This is a genomic window from Roseovarius mucosus (assembly GCF_002080415.1).
In the GTDB taxonomy this organism is placed as follows: domain Bacteria; phylum Pseudomonadota; class Alphaproteobacteria; order Rhodobacterales; family Rhodobacteraceae; genus Roseovarius; species Roseovarius mucosus_A.
Genome location: NZ_CP020474.1, coordinates 2,639,245 through 2,662,408 on the forward strand (window position 1 = coordinate 2,639,245; position 23,164 = coordinate 2,662,408).

The 23,164-nt window shown below is 60.9% G+C and carries 22 protein-coding genes; 21 read left to right on the forward strand and 1 reads right to left on the reverse strand.

Going from position 1 to position 23,164, the window contains the following annotated elements; genetic code table 11:
- Window positions 1–256: 256 nt before the first annotated feature.
- The 18 genes from ROSMUCSMR3_RS12655 to ureG all read left to right on the forward strand — a co-directional run bounded on the left by ROSMUCSMR3_RS12655 (window position 257) and on the right by ureG (window position 16,804).
- The gene (locus ROSMUCSMR3_RS12655; RefSeq protein ID WP_081508625.1) at window positions 257–1,231 is read left to right on the forward strand and encodes a quinone oxidoreductase family protein; all 975 of its coding nucleotides are present in this window, start codon (window positions 257–259) and stop codon (window positions 1,229–1,231) included.
- A 151-nt stretch (window positions 1,232–1,382) separates the two neighbouring features.
- Entirely contained in the window at window positions 1,383–2,444 is a 1,062-nt protein-coding gene (locus ROSMUCSMR3_RS12660; protein WP_008279428.1) for an extracellular solute-binding protein, read from the forward strand.
- A gap of 55 nt (window positions 2,445–2,499) precedes the next feature.
- The gene (locus tag ROSMUCSMR3_RS12665; protein ID WP_081507527.1) at window positions 2,500–3,600 is read left to right on the forward strand and encodes an ABC transporter ATP-binding protein; all 1,101 of its coding nucleotides are present in this window, start codon (window positions 2,500–2,502) and stop codon (window positions 3,598–3,600) included.
- Window positions 3,600–4,457, forward strand: a complete 858-nt coding sequence (locus tag ROSMUCSMR3_RS12670) for an ABC transporter permease (RefSeq protein ID WP_081507528.1) — start codon at window positions 3,600–3,602, stop codon at window positions 4,455–4,457. The genes ROSMUCSMR3_RS12665 and ROSMUCSMR3_RS12670 overlap by 1 nt, the downstream gene beginning before the upstream one ends.
- Before the next feature lies 1 nt (window position 4,458).
- Complete coding sequence (locus ROSMUCSMR3_RS12675; protein WP_008279425.1) at window positions 4,459–5,319, forward strand: ABC transporter permease; 861 nt, start codon at window positions 4,459–4,461, stop codon at window positions 5,317–5,319.
- Window positions 5,320–5,658: 339 nt separating this feature from the next.
- Window positions 5,659–6,921 carry an urea ABC transporter substrate-binding protein gene (gene urtA, locus ROSMUCSMR3_RS12680; protein WP_237183444.1) on the forward strand — a complete coding sequence of 421 codons (1,263 nt, stop codon included), beginning with the start codon at window positions 5,659–5,661 and terminating at the stop codon, window positions 6,919–6,921.
- A gap of 65 nt (window positions 6,922–6,986) precedes the next feature.
- Entirely contained in the window at window positions 6,987–8,960 is a 1,974-nt protein-coding gene (gene urtB / locus ROSMUCSMR3_RS12685; protein ID WP_081507529.1) for an urea ABC transporter permease subunit UrtB, read from the forward strand.
- Window positions 8,961–8,963: 3 nt separating this feature from the next.
- Window positions 8,964–10,148: an urea ABC transporter permease subunit UrtC gene (urtC, locus tag ROSMUCSMR3_RS12690; protein ID WP_008279422.1), complete on the forward strand. Its 1,185-nt coding sequence runs from the start codon at window positions 8,964–8,966 to the stop codon at window positions 10,146–10,148.
- Window positions 10,145–10,885, forward strand: a complete 741-nt coding sequence (gene urtD / locus ROSMUCSMR3_RS12695) for an urea ABC transporter ATP-binding protein UrtD (protein ID WP_008279421.1) — start codon at window positions 10,145–10,147, stop codon at window positions 10,883–10,885. The genes urtC and urtD overlap by 4 nt, the downstream gene beginning before the upstream one ends.
- A 3-nt stretch (window positions 10,886–10,888) precedes the next feature.
- Window positions 10,889–11,584: an urea ABC transporter ATP-binding subunit UrtE gene (gene urtE / locus ROSMUCSMR3_RS12700; protein ID WP_081507530.1), complete on the forward strand. Its 696-nt coding sequence runs from the start codon at window positions 10,889–10,891 to the stop codon at window positions 11,582–11,584.
- Between the two features lie 129 nt (window positions 11,585–11,713).
- The gene (locus ROSMUCSMR3_RS12705; protein ID WP_081507531.1) at window positions 11,714–12,526 is read left to right on the forward strand and encodes an urease accessory protein UreD; all 813 of its coding nucleotides are present in this window, start codon (window positions 11,714–11,716) and stop codon (window positions 12,524–12,526) included.
- Between the two features lie 12 nt (window positions 12,527–12,538).
- Complete coding sequence (locus ROSMUCSMR3_RS12710) at window positions 12,539–12,841, forward strand: urease subunit gamma (RefSeq protein ID WP_081507532.1); 303 nt, start codon at window positions 12,539–12,541, stop codon at window positions 12,839–12,841.
- Between the two features lie 12 nt (window positions 12,842–12,853).
- Complete coding sequence (locus ROSMUCSMR3_RS21160; RefSeq protein WP_151976836.1) at window positions 12,854–13,012, forward strand: LPXTG cell wall anchor domain-containing protein; 159 nt, start codon at window positions 12,854–12,856, stop codon at window positions 13,010–13,012.
- Window positions 13,009–13,314, forward strand: coding sequence for an urease subunit beta (locus tag ROSMUCSMR3_RS12715; RefSeq protein WP_008279416.1), 306 nt, complete (start codon window positions 13,009–13,011; stop codon window positions 13,312–13,314). The genes ROSMUCSMR3_RS21160 and ROSMUCSMR3_RS12715 overlap by 4 nt, the downstream gene beginning before the upstream one ends.
- Window positions 13,315–15,024, forward strand: a complete 1,710-nt coding sequence (ureC, locus tag ROSMUCSMR3_RS12720; protein ID WP_081507533.1) for an urease subunit alpha — start codon at window positions 13,315–13,317, stop codon at window positions 15,022–15,024. It begins immediately after the preceding gene.
- A gap of 9 nt (window positions 15,025–15,033) precedes the next feature.
- Window positions 15,034–15,513: an urease accessory protein UreE gene (locus ROSMUCSMR3_RS12725; RefSeq protein WP_008279414.1), complete on the forward strand. Its 480-nt coding sequence runs from the start codon at window positions 15,034–15,036 to the stop codon at window positions 15,511–15,513.
- A complete protein-coding gene (locus ROSMUCSMR3_RS12730; protein ID WP_081507534.1) occupies window positions 15,513–16,145 on the forward strand; it encodes an urease accessory protein UreF in 633 nt (210 codons plus the stop codon). Before ROSMUCSMR3_RS12725 ends, ROSMUCSMR3_RS12730 begins: the two co-directional genes overlap by 1 nt.
- Entirely contained in the window at window positions 16,142–16,804 is a 663-nt protein-coding gene (gene ureG, locus ROSMUCSMR3_RS12735; RefSeq protein ID WP_081507535.1) for an urease accessory protein UreG, read from the forward strand. The genes ROSMUCSMR3_RS12730 and ureG overlap by 4 nt, the downstream gene beginning before the upstream one ends.
- Here the strand turns inward: ureG and ROSMUCSMR3_RS12740 are convergent.
- Window positions 16,801–17,454, reverse strand: a complete 654-nt coding sequence (locus ROSMUCSMR3_RS12740) for a TetR/AcrR family transcriptional regulator (protein WP_008279411.1) — start codon at window positions 17,452–17,454, stop codon at window positions 16,801–16,803. The genes ureG and ROSMUCSMR3_RS12740 overlap by 4 nt on opposite strands.
- 160 nt (window positions 17,455–17,614) lie before the next feature.
- On the opposite strand from ROSMUCSMR3_RS12740, the gene ROSMUCSMR3_RS12745 reads away from it, so the two are divergent.
- From ROSMUCSMR3_RS12745 to ROSMUCSMR3_RS12755, 3 genes are all read left to right on the forward strand, one after another.
- A complete protein-coding gene (locus tag ROSMUCSMR3_RS12745) occupies window positions 17,615–18,724 on the forward strand; it encodes an efflux RND transporter periplasmic adaptor subunit (RefSeq protein WP_081508627.1) in 1,110 nt (369 codons plus the stop codon).
- Window positions 18,725–18,748: 24 nt separating this feature from the next.
- Complete coding sequence (locus tag ROSMUCSMR3_RS12750) at window positions 18,749–21,856, forward strand: efflux RND transporter permease subunit (RefSeq protein WP_008279409.1); 3,108 nt, start codon at window positions 18,749–18,751, stop codon at window positions 21,854–21,856.
- A gap of 118 nt (window positions 21,857–21,974) precedes the next feature.
- A complete protein-coding gene (locus tag ROSMUCSMR3_RS12755; protein ID WP_081507536.1) occupies window positions 21,975–23,105 on the forward strand; it encodes an extracellular solute-binding protein in 1,131 nt (376 codons plus the stop codon).
- The last annotated feature ends 59 nt before the right edge of the window (window positions 23,106–23,164 follow it).

Below are 23,164 nucleotides of genomic sequence, written 5' to 3' on the forward strand. Positions count from 1 at the left end.
ACCTCAGGTTTCAAAGGGACATAGTCAGCGGTCAAAGACAGAGCGTTGCGCATGCACGCGTTCATCTTTGCCCTTTTTCCGTTTTTTAACAAACACTTGGTCGTCATGCGGCACGGCTGGTCAGGATTGGGTCATGCGGATTGCAGACTGGGAAATCCCAAGCGCCGGGATTGCCTTTCGCCGCGGACTGGCCTTTATTCCCCGCCAATCGCCACATGGCGACAGGGATCATGCAATGAATGAGAGGGAGCACGACATGGCGCGAACAGTCATTATCGAAAAAGCGGGCGGTGCAGACGAGTTGAAGCTGGTCGATTGGCCCGTAGGAGAGCCGGGGCCGGGTGAAATCCGCATCCGCCACATGGCCTGTGGGTTGAATTTTATTGATGTTTATCAGCGCACTGGCCTCTATCCGCTGGCCTATCCGCATGCTTTGGGGATGGAAGCGGCAGGTATTGTCGAGGCAGTTGGCGAGGGTGTGACCCACCTGAAAGCCGGTGATCGCGCCGCCTATGCCGCGACCCCGCCGGGTGCCTATGCCGAGGCGCGGGTGATGCCCGCGTCGCAGGTTTGCCCGCTGCCGGATGGCATTTCGTTTGAAGATGCCGCGTCGATCATGTTGCAAGGGATGACGGTGGAATATCTCTTTCATCGGGTCTGGCCTCTTGAGGCGGGGCAAACCGTGCTGTTCCATGCCGCTGCGGGGGGTGTCGGCCTCTTGGCCTGCCAATGGGCGCGCTCAGAAGGTATCCGGTTGATTGGCACCGCAGGCACGGATGAAAAATGCCGCCTTGCGATGGAAAACGGCGCCTCAGCCTGCATCAACTATCGCGATAGTGATTTCGTGGCAGAGGTCAAGGCGCTGACCGATGGCAAGGGTGTGGATGTTGTGATGGACGGTGTTGGCAAGGATACGTTCGCGCCATCCCTCGATTGCCTCAAGCCCTTGGGAATGATGATGTCTTTTGGCAATGCCTCTGGCCCGGTTGATCCGGTGAGCCTTTTGACGCTGGCAGCCAAGGGATCTCTCAAGCTGACGCGCACGACGCTGTTCACCTTCCTCGCCGATCACGCCCGTTGTCAGGATATGGCGCGGCATCTCTTCGACAAGGTCGAGAGCGGCGCAATCAAGGTCAATATCGGGCAGCGTTTCCCTCTGGATCAAGTTGCAGAGGCGCATCGCGCGCTGGAAGGGCGGCAGACGACGGGCTCGACAATCCTGACGCTCTGATCCTCTCGGCTCTGTTGCTGTTGAATAGCGAGGGTTGGCGACAGCCCTCGCTCAGGCGTAATCTGCGCATGGCTTGACGCATGCCGGGCAGCGGCATAGCGTCTGGCCACAACAAAGGCCCGGGAACCGGGCGATACACAGGGAGTGGACTATGAGAAAGCTGTTGGGAACCGTCCTGACCAGCGCAGCCTTTGCGCTGATCGGCACTGCCGGGTCTGCCGAGACCTTGCGCCTTTTGACTTGGGGCGGTTACGCGCCCGAGTCTGTGATCACCGCCTTCAAGGCCGAGACGGGCATCGACGTAGAAGTGACCCTGTCCAATAACGAGGACATGATCTCCAAGCTGCGGGCCACGGGTGGGGCAGGTTTTGATCTGGCACAGCCCAGCCAAGACCGTATCCTTGGGCCGCAACAGGAATTCGGCATCTACAAGCCGCTCGATCTGAGCCAGATCGACAAAGAGCAATTCATCGGCGATCTTTATGATGCCTCGGTGGCCGCAACCACGGTGGATGGCGCGGCTTACGGCGTGGCGCATATCTGGGGCGTGTCAGGCTTTGCTGTGGACCGCTCGGTTGCGGGCGATATCAAGACCTATGCCGATCTCTGCTCGGCTGACTACGCGGGAAAAATTTCCATGCGGACCAAGCGGATAGCCCTTCTGGGCTTTGCCTTTGCCGCCGGAGAGGATCCGTTCGCGGCCTATTCTGACCCTGCGAAATACGAGGAAATCATCACCGCCGCCGCAACTGCCATGGGCGAATGCAAGGCCAATGTAAAAGCCTATTGGAGCGGTGCTGATGATCTCTTGGCGATGATGCGCTCAGGCGAGGTTGTGGCCGCAGAGGCGTGGGATGCCACCGGCTTCAAGCTGAATGCCGAGGATGCCAAGTGGAACTTCGTGGCCCCTTCGACAGGGGCCTTGGGCTGGATCGACACCTTTGCCATTCCCGCCAAAGGCGAGAATGATGCGGCCGCCTACAAATGGATCAACTTTGTGATGCGCCCTGATGTTGCGGCGCAGATCGTCAATCAAGCGGGGTCTTTCTCGGCCTCCAAAGGGTCTGACGACTTGGTCGATCCGGCACTGCGTGCCGCCTATCAAGAGGCGTTCCCGCCCGAGGTGATTTCCAACATCAAGTGGTTCCCGCCAATCCCCGCCGGTCTTGAGGATATCGAAGGCCGTTTGCTGGATCAGATCGCGGCGCAATAACTGGAATGGGGCGCGGCGGGTCAACCGCCGCGTCACCCCTAAAAGGTCAAACCACGTGGACAGTATTTCCGCCGATCTCGAATGCCGTAACCTGATCAAGCGGTTCGGCAGCTTCACGGCTGTGGACGACGTGTCCTTTGCAATCCCCAAGGGGTCCTTCTTTTCAATTCTTGGCCCGTCTGGCTGCGGCAAGACCACTTTGCTGCGGATGATGGCAGGGTTTGCGCGCCCGGATGCGGGCGATATCCTGATCAAGGGTGCGTCGGTTCTGGATACGCCCCCCAACCGGCGGCCTGTCAATCTTGTGTTTCAGCATCTGGCGCTGTTCCCGATGATGACCGTCGCCGAAAATATCGCCTATGGTCTGCGCCGTCGCGGCACACCCCGCGCCGAGATTACCCGCGCGGTTGCAGGTGTGCTGGGCCGGGTGGGTCTAGCGGATGCTGGACCCAAGCGGATCGATCAGCTTTCGGGCGGACAAAAGCAGCGGATCGCGATTGCGCGGGCGATGGTGCTCGACCCGGCCGTGTTGCTGCTGGACGAGCCATTGGGTGCGCTCGATCTCAAACTGCGCGAGCATATGAAAATCGAACTCAAGCAGTTGCAGCACGAATTCGGCACAACCTTTGTTTACATCACCCATGATCAATCCGAGGCGATGATGATGTCGGACCGGGTTGCGGTGATGAACGCCGGGCGGTTCGAACAGGTGGGCACGCCAGAGGAATTGTATTTCAGGCCGCAGACCGCCTTTGTCGCCGGGTTCGTGGGCGATGCCAACAAACTGCGCGCGCGCGTGATCGCGGCGGATAGTGCGGGATGCAAGCTGGCAACGGATCAGGGGCTGACACTGGTTGCCGCGCCCCCCCGGTCGGGTTCGGTCGAGGTGGGGGGAATGCTCGACATCTTTATCCGGCCCGAATCCATCGCCGTGGGCGCGCCTGCGCAAGACAGCACCAACCGGCTGGAAGCGGTGATCGAGGATGTGCTCTTTAACGGTGCGCAAAGTCGGATATTGGCACGCCTGCCGGGGGGCGACGTGATCGAAGCGCTGTTGCCACAATCAGGAGAGGCTGAACCCTTGCGGCGCGGAGCCTCTGTGGCGCTAGGGCTAGGGCCGGGGTCTGTCGTGTCCTTTGCGGCGGCGGGGGTGTGATGCGCGAGGGCAAGCTGGTCTTTTGGTTGCTTTTCGCACCCTTCATAGCATGGATCGCGCTTTTGATCGTGATCCCGCATATCGACATGCTGATCCTGTCCTTGCGCGAAAAAGTGGCCCCGCGCGTCTATGAAACCGGGTTTCGAAACTATGCGGATTTCGCGGCGACGTGGGTCTATCCTTGGACGTTGTTGCGCACGGTGGTCTTTTCCATCATCGCCACGGTTCTGACATTCCTCATCGGATTTCCTGTGGCCTATTACATCGCCAAGATTGCGCAGGGCCGCACCAAGGCGGCGCTCTTCATGCTATGCCTTTTGCCGTTCTGGGTTTCCGAGATCGTGCGCGTATTTGGCTGGATGCTGCTCTTGCGGGAAACCGGGCTGATTTCCAACGCCTTGCAGGGCTTGGGGATCACATCGGGGCCGGTTGAGTTTCTTTATAATGACGCAGCCATTCTGATCGGGCTGGTTTATACCTCGATGCTTTTTATGATCGTGCCGCTGATTTCCACCATTGACGGCATGGATGATGCGCTGGTCGAGGCGGGGTATGATCTGGGCGGCAATGGCTGGACCGTGCTGACGCGTATCGTCATTCCCTATGCCATGCCGGGGATCATCGCGGGCTCTATCGTGGTGTTCATGCTGGCGCTTGGCAATTATCTGACGCCGACCTTGCTGGGCGGCAAGAGCGGACAGTGGTTCACCGCGCAGATCTATTCGCAGTTCATCACGCGCTTCAACTGGGAGTTGGGATCGGCCTTTGGCTTTATCCTCTTGGCCACGTCGAGCGCGCTTGTCTGGCTCTTGTTGCGGCTGTCGGGGCAGTCGCTCTCGAATACGCTGGGGCGCTAGGATGCTGGCTTCGCTCCCCCGTTCGCCGCTGTTGCGCTTTGCCTATGCGGCCTATGTCGCGCTGTTCTTTGTCTACATGGCGCTGCCGCTGGCGGTGGTGGCGGTTTTTGCATTCAACGACAGTCAGTTTCCTGGCCTCCCGTGGGAAGGGTTTACGCTGGATTGGTTCATCGGGGCGGAGCAACCTCGCTTGGGTCTGATCAACGACCGGCGCATCGTCGCGGGCTTCTTTAACTCGGCGTTTGTGGCATTCTGGGTCACGGCCCTGTCGCTGAGTGTGGCGACCACCACCGCCTTTCTCTTTGATCGCCACGATTTCCGGTTCAAGGAATTCGCCTATATCATGATGCTGGCACCCTTGGTCATTCCGGGGGTGATCTTGGGCATTTCCATCCTCGTGTTTTCGTCCACTCTGGCAGAGGCGGTGAATTCACTGACGGGATACGAGGTTTCCGCCCTGCGACCGGGGCTGTTTCTGGTGATTCTCGGGCAGTTTTCCTTTATCACCACGATTGCGACACTGGTGATCGCCGCGCGCCTGCGCCGCTTTGATCGCACGCTGGAAGAGGCGGCGCTCAACCTCGGGGCAAGCCCTGCGGTGGTCTTTCTGACTATCACCTTGCCATGGCTGCGGCCCGCGCTTTTTGGTGCGGGGATCGTGGCCTTTTTGATTTCGTTTGAGAATTTCAATACCACGCTGATCCTGAACGGATCGAATGCGCCGCTGACGGTGACGATGTTCGACCGGATGCGCGAAGGCTCGACCCCTGTGCTGAATGCCGTATCGGTCACGCTGATGGTGGGATCAGGCCTGTTGGGCCTTCTTGGTATTCTTGTGCAAGGGCGCGGGCAAAAGCCTTGATCGCGCAATGCCGCAGCGCGGCATTTTTTCTGCAATCGCAAATAAAATAGGCGGTGCGCCTGCGAACTGCCCAAAAAGCGGTAATCTTGGCAGGTTCGCCACCGCGCTGCACGCTCTCGCTAGAGCAAATCGCCGCAAATCTGTTTGCTTCGTTCTGTCTGAAATCGCTCAGACCCTCTGAAGGCGGCGCTGGTCACACCAAACGGCGCTCCTCTGCGGAGAGGTGCAAACAAAATGCTGCGTCGCCAAAATGACGGTGGGGGACCCGAAATTGAACAACGCCACGACGCGCGCAGCCCGGACAAGGGAGTTCCGAACAATATGACGAAAAGAACATTTATGGCGAGCCTCGTTGCGACCACCGTTCTTGTGGCGGCCCCTGCGCTGGCTCAGGATTGCCCGGTCAAGGTGGGCGTGCTTCATTCGCTCTCGGGGACGATGGCAATCTCGGAAACCACGCTCAAGGACACAGTCCTGATGCTGGTGGAACAGCAGAACGCCAAGGGCGGGTTGCTGGGTTGCCCGATTGAGGCAGTCGTGGTCGATCCGGCCTCTGACTGGCCGCTTTTTGCCGAAAAGGCGCGCGAGTTGCTGACGGTGAACGAGGTTGATGTGATCTTTGGCTCTTGGACCAGTGTCAGCCGCAAATCCGCCCTGCCGGTGCTGGAGGAACTGAACGGCCTGATGTTCTATCCGGTGCAATACGAGGGTGAGGAATCCTCGCGGAACGTGTTCTACACCGGTGCCGCGCCCAATCAGCAGGCGATCCCGGCGGTGGATTACTTCCTTGAAGAATTGGGCGTCGAGAGCTTTGCTCTGTTGGGTACAGACTATGTCTATCCCCGCACCACCAACAACATCCTTGACGCCTATCTCAAATCCAAGGGCGTCGCCGCCGAGGACATCTTTGTCAACTACACCCCGTTTGGCCATTCCGACTGGGCGACCATTGTCGCGGATGTGGTTGCTTTGGGCGCTGGCGGTAAAAAGGTCGGTGTGATTTCGACCATCAATGGCGATGCCAATATCGGCTTCTACAAGGAACTTGCCGCCGCCGGTGTAAGCGCCGACGACATTCCTGTCGTGGCCTTCTCTGTGGGTGAGGAAGAACTGTCGGGTCTCGATACCACCGAACTCGTGGGCCATCTTGCGGCATGGAACTATTTCCAGTCCGCCGATACCGAGATCAACGCCGAATTCGTCAAGGCGTGGAAGGCCTATGCCGGTGAAAACCGCGTAACCAACGACCCGATGGAGGCACATTACATCGGCTTCAACATGTGGGTGAACGCGGTCACAGCGGCGGGCACCACCGATGTGGACGCGGTGCGCTCGGCGATGTGGGGACAGGAATTTCCGAACCTCACCGGCGGCACGGCTGTCATGCTGCCGAACCATCACCTGACCAAGCCGGTGTTGATCGGCGAGATCCGGGCCGATGGGCAGTTTGACATCATCAGCCAGACCTCAGAGGTGCCGGGCGATGCCTGGACCGATTACCTGCCCGAGAGCGCACCGCTCACGAGCGATTGGAAAGATCTTGGCTGCGGTATGTACAACACCGAGACCAAGACCTGCGTGCAGATGACGTCGAACTACTGACGCGCACCGGGCGCGCGGGGGGAGCCCCCTGCGCGCCTTTCCTCTCAGGCAAGGCCCATATCCAGATGCGTTCGTTTCTTTTTCTCGCCCGGCTTGTGGCGACAGTGCTGGCCATTGGCCTTTTGTCCCTGTTGCGGCCCTCCGAGGGACGGGCACAAGAGGGGCTACAGCCGCTCTTGCAAGAGTATCAGGCAGAGATCGCCAAGCCATCGCGCAGCACCGTTGATCGGGTGCTGTCTGCGTTGATGGCTGCGGACCGGCCCGGAACCGCCGAATTCCTGCTGCGGTGGCAGGATCGCGGGGTCTATGAGCGGCCTGACGATGGGCTGTTTTTCTATGCTGAAGAGGCGGGCGGCGCACTGCGTCTGATCGACATCGACGGCGGGGCTGCGGTGGCCGAGGTCAGCAGCCGTGACGTTAATCAAATCCGGCCCAACTCTGGGGTGCGTGGGGTAATCGCGGCGGCGCTTGTGCCCTTTGAGCTGAATGCGCCCGATCCGGCGCGACGCGCGGCGGCACTAGACGCGATTGCCCGCAGTGGGGACGCCAGCCAGATCGACCCATTGAGCAAGTCTATTGAGACCGAGACAGATCCCGCGCTGAAACAGCGCAAAGAACGGCTTCTGACGCTATTGACCGCGCAGTTTGCATCGGCGCTGCCCTACCGCCTCGCGGCAATCGAAGGGTTGGCCGGGGATATCAGCATTGAAGCGCGCAGCGTGCTCAACCAATTGACGGCTCGCGCGCAGGGCGTCGGCACCGCCCTGCCCACTGATGCTAATATTGCGCGCGTGCTTGAGGTTGGCACGGATGTTTCCGAGGTTGAGGCCTATGATCGGCTGGTGGCTGCCAATCTCGCGCCGCCACGTCAGAGCGCCACTGATCGTCGTGATGTGCTGGCACAGCATATCGTCGATGGGGCTGTGGGGGGGGTGCCCTTGCATCTTCTCAATACAGATGATGCCCGCGCCCGCGCCTATGAGGCGTTGGAGGCTGCAGGCACTGTGCCCCCTCGCGCTGCCGATGATGAAGTGGCGCGCGCAGTTGCGGCGCATGTGTTCTACGAGGTCTATGCCGAGCCGAACCCCGAGGTGACAGCCGCCGCCGAGGCGGCGCTCGCTTCCACCTCGCGCGCGCTTGGCCTCTTTCAGACGTTCGATCTGGTGCTTGACGGGCTCTCGCTCGCCTCGATCTTTTTCCTCGCGGCCATCGGTCTTGCCATCACCTTTGGCGTCATGGGCGTGATCAACATGGCGCATGGCGAATTCATCATGATGGGGGCCTACACCGGCTATGTGGTGCAGCTGTTCATCCCCGATTACACCGTCAGCCTGATCATTGCCCTGCCACTGGCCTTTGTCGTGACCTTTGGCGCGGGCGTGGTGATGGAGCGGCTGGTGATCCGGCATCTTTACACCCGGCCATTGGAAACACTGCTCGCGACCTTTGGCATCTCGATTGCCCTGCAACAGCTCGCCAAGAACATCTTTGGCACGCAGGCGCGCCCTCTGACGGCCCCTGACTGGCTGAGCGGGGCGTTGACGCTGAATGACATTGTCAGCATCAGCAATATTCGCGTGGCAATTTTCGTGCTTGCCCTGATCTTTCTGGCGCTCTTGCTTTTCATCCTCAAGCGCACGCGGCTGGGGCTGGAGGTGCGCGCGGTCACTCAAAATCCCGGGATGGCGGCAAGTATGGGCATCGACCCGGACCGCATCAACATGCTGACCTTTGGCCTTGGGTCGGGCATCGCTGGCATCGCGGGCGTGGCGATTGGTCTTTACGCGCAGGTCACATCCGAGATGGGGGCGAATTACATCGTTCAGAGCTTTATGACCGTTGTAGTGGGCGGCGTCGGCAACGTCTGGGGCACGCTGGCGGGGGCCTCGATGATCGGGTTTCTGCAAAAGGGGATCGAGTGGTTCAACCCCTCGAACACCCTGGCCGCGCAGACCTATATGGTGCTTTTCGTCATCCTTTTCATTCAATTCCGGCCCAAGGGTATCGTCGCCCTCAAGGGTCGTGCGGCGGGGGACTGAGCCATGAGCAAACCCGAGATTGCCCCACGCAAGCGGTTTTTGGCAGAGAACCCGTCGGTTTTGTGGTTCCTTGGTTGCCTCGCGCTCTTCACCCTTGGGGTGACGGTTTTGTCCGAGGGGTTCGGCATTGCGCTTCTCTCAACCTCGATGGTCAAGATCCTTGGTATGACGCTTTGCCTTTGTCTCATCGCGGTTGCGATGGATGTGGTCTGGGGCTATTGCGGCATCCTCAGCCTAGGGCATTTCGCCTTTTTCGGCCTTGGCGGCTATGCCATCGGCATGTGGCTGATGTATGCCCGCACCCAAGGGATCGTGGTCGAGTCGCTCTCCGCTGCGCCCATTCCTCCAACGCAGAGCGAGGTTCAAAATGCCATCGCCAGCCAGATTTTTGGTGTGGTGGGCAGCAATGAATTGCCATGGCTTTGGGGCTTTGCGCACAGTCTCACGCTGCAATTGTTGATGGTTTTGCTGGTGCCGGGCCTTTTGGCGCTGGTCTTTGGCTGGCTGGCGTTTCGCAGTCGGGTTACCGGGGTATATCTTTCCATTCTCACGCAGGCGATGACGCTGGCGCTGTCGCTTTATCTTTTCCAGAACGACACCGGGTTGCGGGGCAACAACGGTCTGTCGGGCCTGCAAAATATTCCCGGTCTTGATCATGTGCCGCAATCCACGTTGTCGCTGTGGTTCTTCTGGGCCTCAGCGCTTGCGCTTGGGCTCGGCTATCTGCTTTTTGCTTGGCTGGTCTCGGCCAAATTCGGATCGGTCATCCGCGCCATTCGCGACAATGAGGCGCGGGTGCGGTTTCTGGGCTATGATGTCGAGAGTTACAAACTGGTCATTTTCACGCTGACAGCGGTGGTGTCGGCAATCGCCGGGGCGCTGTATTATCCGCAGGCTGGTATTATCAACCCAGCCGAGATTGCGCCGATTGCCTCGATTTACCTTGCCGTCTGGGTGGCCATCGGCGGGCGTGGGCGGCTCTATGGGGCGGTGATTGGGGCTGCGGTTGTCAGCCTTGCGTCAAGCTGGTTCACGGGGGGCGGTGCGCCCAACATCAACCTCGGGTTCTATACGATCAATTGGACCGATTGGTGGCTGGTGTTGCTGGGCCTCGGCTTTGTTGCGGTGACACTGTTCTTTCCGCGTGGCATCGGTGGCCTCTTTGACAAGATCGTGAGAAAACCATGAGCACGCTTCTAGAAGTTTCAGGCGTTTCCGTGACCTTTGACGGGTTCCGCGCGATCAATAACCTGTCGATCCAAGTGGCAGAACCTGAATTGCGCGCCGTGATCGGACCGAATGGCGCAGGCAAGACAACCTTTATGGATATCGTGACCGGCAAGACGCGGCCCGATGAGGGCCGCGTGATCTGGGGAGAGAAATCCGTCTCGCTGCTTGGGATGAGCGAAAGCCAGATCGCGCGGGCAGGGATTGGGCGCAAGTTTCAAAAGCCGACGGTCTTTGAGGCGCAGACCGTGCGCGAGAACCTTGCCATGGCGCTCAAGGCCAAGCGCGGGCCGTTTGATGTGTTGTTCTATCGCCGCTCCTTGCGTGCCACGGCCCGGATTGCTGAATTGGCTGAGGAAATCGGCCTGCTTGATGCGCTACCGCGCCGCGCCGGAGAGTTGAGCCATGGGCAAAAGCAATGGCTGGAAATCGGCATGCTCTTGGCCCAAGATCCGCGTCTCTTGCTGGTGGATGAGCCCGCCGCCGGGATGACCCCCGCCGAGCGCGAGCATACGACGGATATTCTCAAACGCGCGGCGCAGACCCGCGCCGTTGTTGTGATCGAGCATGACATGGAATTCATCCGCCGCTTGGGGTGCAAGGTGACGGTGCTGCACGAAGGCTCGGTTCTGGCCGAGGGCAGTCTGGATCATGTGACCCAAAACCAGCAGGTGATTGATGTCTATCTGGGGAGATAAGCGATGCTGAGCGTCGAGAACCTCACGCTGCATTACGGTGCGTCACAGATCCTGCATGGTGTCAGCCTGACGGCGCGCCCGGGTGCTGTGACGGCGGTGATGGGCACCAATGGTGTGGGCAAGACCAGCTTGCTAAAGGCGATTGCCGGGCGGCATCCCTATTCGGGTGGGCACATCACGCTTGATGGGGCGGTTCTGGATCATCTGAGCGCGGCGCAGGCGGCGCGGGCCGGCATCGGCTATGTGCCGCAGGGGCGCGAGGTGTTTCCGCTCCTGACTGTGACCGAAAACCTCGAAACCGGCTTTGCCTGTCTGCCCAAATCCGACCACCGGATTCCGTCGCGGATTTATGATCTCTTTCCGGTGCTGGACCAGATGAAGGACCGGCGCGGCGGCGACCTCTCGGGCGGGCAGCAGCAGCAGTTGGCCATTGCCCGTGCGCTGATCGCCAAGCCGCGCGTGCTTTTGCTCGATGAGCCGACCGAGGGGATTCAACCCAATATCATCAAGCAAATTGGCGAGGTGATTGGTTTGCTGCGGGACGAGGGGGAAATTGCCATCGTGTTGGTCGAACAGTATTTCGATTTCGCCTATGGGCTGGCGGATGATCTGGTCGTCTTGAACCGGGGTGAAGTGCGGCTGTCCGAGCCTGCGGCGATGGTGGAGCGCGACCGGCTCTTGCGTGAGGTGTCTATTTAATAGGCCATCTGCGCTAAAAATAGGCATATACAGCCGGCGCGCCTGTGGGATTTCAGGCTGGCGCGCCGGGCGACTGGCAGGCCCCGACACAACAGGTAGCCTCTGACCTGTCGCAACTCGGAATCACCCATGACCGCCTGTCCCGCCCCCTTGCATCAGCGTAGCCACGGCGCGGCACATGTCGCCCTCTTGCCGGGCCCAGCCGGGGCGAGGCTGGACCGGCTGCACCAGGCGGGGTCGGCCAAAGCGTTCGTGCATCCGGGTGCCTCTGGCCCTGAGGTGGTCTTTCTCAACACATCCGGCGGTTTGGCGGGGGGAGACACCTTGGCCTACCGTCTTGATTTGGCAGCGGGGTGCCGTGCCACCGCCACCACGCAGACCGCTGAACGCGCCTATCGCAGCGCGGATGGTGCGGCGCATGTCACGGTGCGGCATTCTGTAGGGGGCGGCGGGCACCTCGATTGGCTGCCGCAGGAAACCATCCTCTATGACAGCAGCCACCTCGTCCGCGAAACCGAGATAGACTTGGCCGAGGATGCTTCTTGCCTGATGCTGGAGGCCATCGTTTTGGGCCGCATTGCCATGGGCGAGACACTGGCCGATGTAACGCTGCGCGATACGCGCCGGATCATGCGCTTGGGCCGCCCGGTGCTGATCGAGCCGCTGCATTTGGGCACCGAGGCGTTGACCGCTGGTCCCGCCATTTTGGGCGCAGCGCGGGCCTTTGCCACGCTGGCGTTGGTGGCGCCGGGGGCTGCGGATGCGGTGGAGCGCGCTCGTGCAGAACTGACCGAAGAGGGCGTGACCAGCGGCGCGTCGGGCTTTGACGGCAAGCTGGTGATCCGCCTTATGGCCGCTGATGGCTGGCCGCTCAAGCGGCAGATCATGCGGCTGGTTTCGGTGTTGCGCCCTGGCCCTTTGCCCCGCGTCTGGCAGATTTAGGAGAGAACCGCGATGAACCTCACCCCGCGTGAAAAGGACAAGCTGTTGATCAGCCTCGCCGCGATGGTCGCACGAGGGCGGCTCGCACGCGGCGTCAAACTTAACCACCCCGAGGCCGTGGCGCTGATCACCGATTACGTGGTCGAGGGCGCGCGCGACGGGCGCACGGTGGCCGATCTGATGGAGGCGGGTGCGCATGTCATCACGTCCCAGCACTGTATGGATGGCATCGCAGAGATGATCCATGCAGTGCAGGTCGAGGCGACCTTTCCTGATGGCACCAAGCTTGTCACCGTTCATAATCCCATCCGCTGAAAGGAACTGATCATGCGCTATCCCGTTGCCTTTTTCCTGCTCACACCGACGCTGGCACTGGCCGACCCTGGTCCGCATCTGCACCCGCATGGGATTGACGCAATGTGGCTTGGCGTTGTCGGGGTGATCGCAGCTGCTGGCGGCTATGTGCTGGGTCGGAGGCGCAAATGATCCCCGGCGAGGTGTTGCCCGCTGACGGTGACATCACCCTGAATGCAGGCGCTCCGGTGACTGTGCTGATGGTTGCCAATACCGGCGACAGACCAGTTCAAGTCGGCAGCCATTACCATTTCGCCGAGGCCAATAGCGGCCTCAGCTTTGACCGCGACGCGGCGCGCGGCCAGCGTCTGGATATTCCTGCTGGCACCGCCGTCCGGTTCGAGCCGGGGCAAAGCCGCGAGGTGCGGCTGATCCCCTACGGCGGCGCGCGGCGTGTGTTCGGCTTTAATCAACAGGTGATGGGAGACCTCTAGATGCCCTATGCGATCCCCCGCTCTGCCTATGCCGCCATGTATGGCCCCACCACGGGCGACCGGCTGCGGCTTGGTGATACCGATCTCATCATCGAGGTAGAGCGTGATCTGACCACCTATGGCGAAGAGGTGAAATTCGGCGGCGGCAAGGTGATCCGCGACGGGATGGGCCAGAGCCAGATCCCCCGCGCCGGGGGTGCGATGGATACCGTCATCACCAACGCGCTGATCGTCGATCATCAAGGGATCACCAAGGCGGATGTCGGCCTGCGCGATGGCTTGATTGCCGCCATAGGCAAGGCGGGTAACCCAGACACGCAATCGGGTGTCGATATCATCATCGGTCCGGGCACCGAGATCATCGCCGGAGAAGGCAAGATCCTTACTCCGGGTGGCTTTGATGCGCATATCCACTTCATCTGCCCGCAGCAAATCGAGGATGCGCTGCATTCCGGGATCACCACCATGCTGGGTGGCGGCACCGGCCCCGCGCATGGCACGCTTGCCACAACCTGCACGCCGGGAGCGTGGCATATCGGGCGGATGCTGCAATCGTTGGATGCGTTCCCGATGAATTTCGGCCTGTCATCCAAGGGCAATGCGAGCCAACCCGAGGCGCTGATCGAAATGATCCGCGCGGGGGCCTGCGCGATGAAGCTGCACGAGGATTGGGGCACCACGCCCGGTGCGATTGATTGCTGCCTGAGTGTTGCCGATGACATGGATGTGCAGGTGATGATCCACACCGACACGCTGAATGAAAGCGGCTTTGTGGAAAATACCCTTGCCGCCATCAAAGGCCGCACGATCCATGCCTTTCACACCGAGGGCGCAGGCGGAGGGCACGCGCCGGACATCATGAAAGTGGTGGGCTATGAACATATCCTGCCGTCTTCGACCAACCCGACCATGCCCTACACTGTCAACACGATCGAGGAACATCTCGATATGCTGATGGTCTGTCACCATCTGGACAAAGCGATCCCCGAGGATGTGGCCTTTGCCGAGAGCCGGATCCGGCGTGAAACCATCGCCGCCGAGGATATCCTGCACGACATGGGCGCGTTTTCTGTCATGGCCTCGGACAGTCAGGCGATGGGGCGCGTGGGCGAGGTGATCATCCGCACATGGCAAACGGCCTCAAAAATGCGCAAGCAGCGCGGGCGGTTGCCGGAAGAGACCGGCGATAACGACAACATGCGGGTGAAACGCTATATCGCGAAATACACCATCAACCCCGCCATTGTACACGGGATGAGCGCCTATATCGGAAGTGTCAGCCCCGGCAAGCGCGCTGATCTTGTGCTCTGGAGCCCGGCGTTTTTTGGTGCAAAGCCGGAAATGGTGCTGATGGGCGGCACGATCGTTTTGGCGCAGATGGGTGATCCCAATGCATCTATTCCCACGCCCCAGCCAGTTTATTCGCGGCCCATGTTCGGGGCCTATGGGCGGGCGGTGGAACGCTCTGCCGTGCTCTTTGTCAGTGCCGCAGCGCAGGCCGAGGGGATCGGCGCGGCCTTGGGGCTGGCCAAAGAGACCCTCGCCGTCGCCAATACCCGCAAGATCACCAAGCGCGACATGATCCACAACAGCCTGACACCCGAGGTCGAGGTGCATCCCGAAACCTACGAGGTGCGCGCCAATGGCGAATTGCTCACTTGCGAACCAGCCTCTGAGTTGCCGCTGGCACAACGCTATTTCATGTTCTGAGGGCCTGCCATGACCGACCTGCCTGTTGCCCGCCACCTGCTTCATCACGCCCCTGATCGGGTGTCTGACACGGTCGTGCTGGATTATGACGCGCGGCTGATGCGCCGCAAGCGGCTGGTGGGGCGGGATGGCCTGGCATTTCTTGTCGATCTGGCAGAGGTGACGAACCTTGACGATCACTGGGGCTTTGCGCTCGACGATGGGCGCGCGGTGGCGGTCGAGGCCGCACCCGAAGATCTGATTGAGGTGCGTGGCGATCTTGCGCGGCTGGCTTGGCATATCGGCAACCGGCACACGCCTTGCCAGATTGGCGCGGATCATCTGTGTATCCGCCGCGACCACGTGATCGAGGCGATGCTGGCCTATCTGGGTGCAAAGCTGACGCCCGTCACTGGCCCGTTCCGGCCCGAGGGCGGGGCCTATGGCAAGGGGCGCACCATGGGGCATGACCACGGGGATCACAGCCGCGCCCATCACAGCCACGCCTGATGCTCAGCTCTGCGCATCTCACGCTTGTGCAATGGCTCTCGCCAGCCTTTCCAACCGGGGCGTTTGCCTATTCACATGGTCTGGAGGCTGAGATTGCGGCAGGCACGGTGCGGGATGCCGCAAGCCTTGTGGTATGGCTTGGCAATATCCTGCGATATGGCGCTGGCTGGCAAGATGCGGTGCTGCTGGCCCATGCGCTGGATGGGGAATGTGACAGGCTCGACGATCTTGCACGCGCGCTGCAACCCTGCGCCGAACGCTTGCAGGAAAGCCGGGAACAGGGGGCGGCACTGGCGCGATGCGTGGCGGGGATCACCGGGCGCGCCTTGCCCGCGCGTTTGCTACCTGTGGCGGTGGGCGAGGCGGCGGCGGCGCTGGACCTGCCCAAGCGCGATGTGATCGCGCTTTATCTGCATGGCTTTGTCGGGAACCTTGTGACCATCAGCGTCCGCCACGTGCCATTGGGTCAGACCGAAGGGCAGGCTGCGTTGGCGCGGCTTTTGCCGGATATTCACGCGCAGGCGGATCGGGCGGCGCGAGCCACCCTTGACGAGATCGGGACCTGTGCGCTGGCGGGTGATCTTGCGGCGTTGCGACATGAAACTCAGGACGTGAGGATATTCCGGACATGACAGGCAAGAGCATGAATGGCCCGCTGCGTGTGGGGATCGGTGGCCCAGTGGGCGCGGGCAAGACGACGCTGACCGAAATGCTGGCGCGTGCGCTGGCGCCGCGCTGTTCGATGGCGGTTATCACCAATGACATTTACACCCGCGAGGATGCCGAATACCTCCTGCGTGCGCAGGTCCTGCCCGCAGACCGCATTCGCGGGGTGGAAACCGGCGGCTGCCCGCATACGGCCATTCGCGAGGATGCCTCTATCAATCTGGCCGCAGTGGAGGAGCTGACGGTCGCCTTTCCTGATCTCGATCTCATCCTGATCGAGTCTGGCGGTGACAACCTTGCCGCGACGTTCAGCCCGGAATTGGCGGATATTACCCTTTATGTGATTGATACTGCCGCCGGTCAGGACATTCCGCGCAAACGTGGGCCGGGGGTAACGAAATCGGGCCTGTTGGTGGTGAACAAGACCGATCTTGCCCCCTATGTTGGCGTCGATCTGGTGCGTCTTGAGGCGGATACGGCGCAGGCCCGCGCTGGTAGGCCCTATGTGCTGGCGCAAGTGCGGCGCGGCTTGGGCGTTGATGCCATTGTCGATTTCATCGTGCGGGAGGGGGGATTGCAGGTGCAGCCACCGCTGGTCCTGGCGGCTGGAGTGCCGGGCAACTAAGGCACAAGGCCGTTGAGAAACACTCGGATCGCCAATCTTTGCCGCATGGCAAGGGCCTCTGGTGTTGCAAGACAGGTGGGATCCAGCAGAGACTCCAGCGGCCATGGCCGCACCATATCGAGCAGCAGGAGCGCCGCGTCAGTGGTATCTGCAACCGCAATTTCACTTCGGTCAAGACCACGGTCCAACTCGGCCTTGAGGATCGACAGATCACGTCGCATCAGGGTTTGGACCAGATCGCGGCCTATATCCGGTGCCTGCGGCACCTGTGCGATGAAGGCGCGCAGGATTTCCAGCGGCAAGCCATAACCCTGATGCCGGACACCTTGGGATAACACACGCTCAAGTCGCGCGGCGATGGGCAGGGCCGTGTCGGCGTCGGGCAGCGGACGGATGAACGCATCGGCCACCTTATTGATATAGGCCCGAAAGAGCGCGCTGCGGCTGGAAAAAGCGGCATAAAGCGTCCGCTTGGACATCCCTGCATGGGCGGCGATTGCCTCCATCGTGGCCCCGTCTAGACCGCGCTCGGCATGCACCGCTTCGAGTGAGGCAAAAATGGCGTCGCGCCGGTCTTCGCAACTGCGTGTGACCGGGCGTCCGCGCCGGATCTTGCTCTGGGCTTGCTCGCGTCGTGTGCCATCTCGCATCACGTGGCCTCATTTTCGCACATTGGTTGTGCGCATGGCGCTGTGCTGTTGCCATTTGCCCGTTTGTCATATTTATAAAACGCACGCGTTTTATATCTGACTGGACGCCGTTCTGCCAATCCATATCGTGAAAGGGTCTCTGATGGCTGCGTTTCCCCGAATGATCCGCGTGCTCGCGCTCTGTGCTGGCTTTGTGCCGGGATTTGCCATTGCGCAACAGGCCCAGGGGCCGACACCCGTGACCGTTGTAACGCTTGCGCCGCAGGATGTGACCTTGACGTCGCTCTTGCCGGGGCGCGTGGCAGCTTCGGCAGAGGCTGAGGTGCGTCCGCAGGTCAACGGGATCATCACGGAACGCCTGTTTGAAGAAGGGGCTGATGTGACCATCGGTGATCCCCTCTATCAGATCGACAAGGCCACCTATGAGGCCACTGTGCGGCAGTCGCGTGCCGGTGTGGCGCAGGCCGCAGCGCAGCTGCGCGCGGCAGAGCGCGAGGCGAGACGTCTGGTAGAACTGCAATCCCGAAATGTCGCCAGCGAGCAGGCGCTTGACGAGGCGACATCGACCCGCGATGCGGCGGCAGCAGGGCTGGAACTCGCCGAAGCACAGCTCAATTCTGCGGAAATCGAGCTGTCACGCACCACTATTCGGGCCCGCCTGTCGGGGCGGATAGGCCTGTCATTAACCTCGCAGGGTGCGCTTGTGACCGCAAGCCAAGCCCAGCCTTTGACTGTGATCCGCAACATCAATCCGGTTTATGTCGATGTGACGCAATCCGCTGCAGACCTCTTGCGGTGGCGGCGCGGTGAGACGGAGCGCGAGCTTGAGGATGCGGATGCCACGGTACGGCTCAAGCTGGCGGATGGCTCGGACTATAGCGAGACAGGTCAGCTCAAGGCGGCGGAACCCAATGTGAATCCGCAAACCGGGGTTGTCACGCTGCGGATGCAGTTCGACAATCCTGATCTTCTTTTGCTGCCGGGGATGTATGTGCAGGTGGACATGCCGGTTGAAGTGGCGCGCGATGTGTACCTCGTGCCGCAAGAGGGCGTGGTTCGCGATCGGCGCGGTCGTCCGCTTGCTTGGGTGGTCAATGGTGACGGTGTGATCGAGGAACGCGCGCTGAACATTATCCAAGACCGTGGCAATGCCTGGGTGGTGGATGAGGGGTTGAACCCTGGTGATCGCGTGATGGTGGCAGGGTTCCAGAAAACCGCACCGGGGGCGACCGTGACGCCTGAAGAGCGCGCCGCCGCACAACAACAATAACCGACCGGGCAGAGGATATTCCGAATGGCCAGCTTTTTTATCGACCGCCCGGTGTTCGCATGGGTCATTTCGATCCTGATCATGGGGGTCGGGGTGCTGGCCATCCTGATCCTGCCTGTGGCGCAATATCCGCAAATCGCGCCGCCCTCTGTCACGGTCACCGCCAATTATCCCGGGGCCTCGGCCGATACTGTGGCCAATACGGTCACACAGGTGATCGAGCAGCAGATGACTGGGCTGGACGGCCTGCGCTATTTCTCGTCTCGCTCGACCTCGGCGGGCAGTGCCGAGGTGACTCTGACCTTTGAGACGGGCACAGATGCGGATATCGCGCAGGTGCAGGTTCAAAACAAACTAGGTCAGGCCACGCCACTCTTGCCCGAGATTGTGCAGCGTCAGGGGATCACGGTCGAGAAATCCTCGGCAGGCTTCCTGATGGTGGTTGGGATGATCTCGACCGATGGCACGCTCGATCAGGTGGACCTGTCGGATTACATGGTCACCAACCTTGTTGATGAACTAAGTCGGACCGAGGGGGTCGGATCGGTCAACGTTTTTGGTGCGCAATATGCGATGCGGATCTGGCTCGACCCGTCCAAGCTGGCGGGATTCGGCCTGACGCCGTCAGACGTTGTGGCGGCGGTTTCGGCGCAGAACGCGCAGATTTCTGCTGGTGCCTTTGGCGCGCAACCGGCGGTCGAAGGCCAACAACTCAACGCCACGATCACCGCGCAATCGCTGCTCAGCACGCCTGAGGATTTCCGTCAGATCGTGCTGCGTGCCGAGACTGACGGCGGCCTCGTGCTGCTCGACGATGTGGCGCGGGTCGAGATTGGGGCGGAAAACTATGCCACGACGGCGCGGTTCAACACCGACCCTGCGGCAGGTATGGCGATCACTCTGGCACCGGGGGCGAATGCCCTCGATACGGCGCGCGCGATCAAGGAGCGGATGGTCGAATTCGCCCGCTTCTTTCCCGAAGGTGTGGATTACGTGATCCCCTATGACACCACGCCCTTTGTCGAGATTTCGATCAAGGAAGTGGTCAAGACCCTGTTCGAGGCGATTGGTCTTGTGTTTCTCGTGATGTTCCTCTTCCTGCAAAACCTGCGCGCGACGCTTATCCCTACCCTCGCGGTGCCTGTTGTCTTGTTGGGCACCTTCGGGGTGCTGGCGGCGGCGGGGTTCTCGATCAACACGCTGACGATGCTGGCGATGGTGCTGGCGATCGGCCTTTTGGTTGATGACGCGATTGTCGTTGTTGAAAATGTCGAGCGTATCATGGAGGAAGAGGGCCTTGGCCCGCGTGAAGCTACGCATAAATCCATGGGCCAGATCACCGGAGCGCTGGTGGGCATTGCCATGGTGCTTTCGGCGGTGTTCGTGCCAATGGCGTTCTTTCCCGGCTCGACCGGTGTGATCTATCAGCAATTCGCGATCACCATCGTGTCCGCCATGGCGCTGTCGGTGGTGGTTGCGATCACCCTCACGCCCGCGCTCTGCGCGTCCCTGCTCAAGGCCAAGAACGGCCATGGTGCGACGCGCGGACCGTTCGCGTGGTTCAACACCGGCTTTGGTAAGCTGACCAATGGCTATGGCGGCGCGGTGGGCTGGTCGGTGCGCCGCCCGGTGCGGGTGTTCGTTGTCTATTTGGCGTTGGCGTTGGGCATGGCGCTGATGTTCCTGCGCACGCCCACCGGGTTCCTGCCCGAAGAAGATCAGGGCATTCTCTTTACCCTCATCCAAACCCCTACCGGATCAAGCGCCGAGCGCACGCTGGAGGTGATCAAGCAGGTCGAGGATTATTATCTCGAACAAGAAACCGATGTTGTGAACTCGATGTTCGGCGTCGTCGGCTTCAGCTTTTCGGGGAATGGGCAGAACATGGGTCTGGCCTTTGTTCAGCTCAAGGATTGGGAAGAGCGGACCGAACCGGGACAGAGCGTGCAGGCCTTGGCGGGCCGTGCCTTTGGGGCCTTTAGCCAGATCCGTGATGCGATGGTGTTCCCGGTCGTGCCGCCCTCGGTGATCGAGCTGGGCAATGTGTCGGGCTTTGATTTCTACCTGCAAGCGCGGGCGGGGCAAAGCCATGCCGATCTGATGGCCGCGCGCAATCAGCTGCTGGGCATGGCGGCGCAAAGCGATCTTATCGCCTCGGCTCGGCCCAACGGGCTAGAGGATGCGGCGCAATACAATCTTGATATCGACTGGCGCAAGGCGGGGGCTATGGGGCTGACGCCGACGGATGTGGGGCAATTGCTCCAGATTGCTTGGGCGGGCAGCTATGTGAACGACTTCCTTGATCAGGGCCGGATCAAGCGGGTTTATGTTCAAGGAGAGGCCGACGCGCGCGCGCAACCCACCGATATTGACAAATGGCGGGTACGAAACGCCAGCGGCGGGCTGGTGCCGTTTTCCAATTTCGCCGAAGGGCGATGGGATTACGGCGCGCAGGGGCTTTATCGTTACAACGGCATCCCATCGGTGCAGTTGCAGGGCTCGCCCGCGCCCGGTGTGTCGACGGGCGAGGCGATGGCCGAGATGGAGCGTCTCGTGGCGGAACTGGGACAGGGCTATGAGCTGGCCTGGACCGGGCTGTCGCTGGAAGAGCGCGAGTCGGGCAATCAGGCACCGCTGCTCTACGCGCTTTCTTTGGCGGCGGTGTTCCTGTCATTGGCGGCCCTCTATGAAAGCTGGTCAATTCCCTTTGCGGTCATGTTGGCCATGCCCATCGGCATCGTGGGCGCGCTGACCGGCGCGTGGATTGGCGGGTTTGAGAATGGGGTATTCTTTCAGGTGGGGCTGCTGACGGTGGTGGGCCTGACGGGCAAGAATGCGATCCTGATCGTAGAGTTTGCCCGAGAACGCTATGAGGCAGGCGAGACCATTCTGGAGGCGGTGATCGAGGCGGCGCGTCAAAGGTTCCGACCGATCATCATGACTTCGATGGCGTTCTCTCTTGGCGTTCTGCCGCTTGTGCTGAGTTCTGGCGCAGGGTCCGGTGGGCGCAATGCCATTGGGTCCGGCGTGCTGAGCGGGACCATTTCGGGCACAGTGTTGGGCGTGGTCTTTGTGCCGCTCTTCTTTGTGATCGTGACGCGTCTCTTTGGCCGGGCCAAGTCGCGCGATTGACCTTGGGCAGTTCCCGGCAAGAGCCGGGGACTGTCACGTGATTGTTGCCTGAGCATTCTAAACGCCTGAGCAACTCGGCCAGTTTTGGGCCGGAGTTGATCAAACTCAGGAGACAAGAATGACCTATCCCCTTCAATCCCTGTCCCGTCGTGCCATGCTGGCCACGGGTGCCGCCGCCCTGGCGACCCCGCTGATTGCGCGCCGCGCGCTTGCCTCGTCTGGCGAGGTGAATGTTTTTGCTTGGGGCGATTACTTCCAGAATGGCGAGATCCCCGAAGCCTTTACCAAGGCCACCGGCATCAAGGTGAATGTCTCGACCTATGGCTCGAACGAAGAAGCCGCGTCCAAGCTGCGCGCCGCTGGCGGCAAGGGCTTTGACATTCTCTTCCCCTCGGTTGACACCCGTCCCAATTATGACGAGGGCAACCTGTTGGCTGAGATCGACGAGAGCCGCCTCAAGGTGGATCGGATCGAGCCCGCGCTGTGGCGTTCGTCGCTGGAACTGGGGGCTGCGCATCGCGGCAAGCGTTATCTGGTCCCGTTCGATTGGGGCACTGAGGGCATGACGTGGGATTCGAGCGCTGTCGATGTCGCGCCTGCCGATCTGTCCTATGCCCATCTCTGGGCTGACGGGCTGGATAGCAAGGTTGCCATGCGCCAGAAATCAGTGCTGATCACCCTTGCGATCTATCTCGACTCGATTGGCGAAGTGCCGTCGAACCGGGCCATGGATCTCTACAAGACCGAAGAAGACACGCGCCGTATCTTTGATGCCTGCGTGGCCTTTGCCGCCAAGAACAAGGCCAATATCGGCGCTTATTGGAATAACGCCACCGAGGCCACCGGTGCCTTTACCGATGCGGGCTGCACCATCGGCCAGACATGGGATACAACCGGCATCAAGCTGCACATGGATGTGGACCCCAAGTGGCGCTATGCCGCCCCGAAAGAGGGCGCTCTGGCGTGGATGGATACCGCTGCGATCCCCTCGGGTGCCGAGAATGTCGATCAGGCCTATGAGTTCCTCAACTTTCTGATGAGCCCGGAAATCGGCGGCATGTTTGCCAATGCGACCGGCTATAATTCAGCGGCTGTCGGCGCATCGGCGCATCTGAGCGAGGCCAACAAGACGGCGTTTGCCTTTGCCTATCAGAACGGTGCGATCGAGAACCTGTGGTGGTGGCCGATGTTCACGCCGTGGTTCTCGGCGGTGCGCGAAGAGTATTCCGAAAAACTGACCAACGCCTGAGCTGACAGAGTGGCGCGGGGAGAGTTCCCCGCGCCCGTTTCATGGAACGACCCCAATGA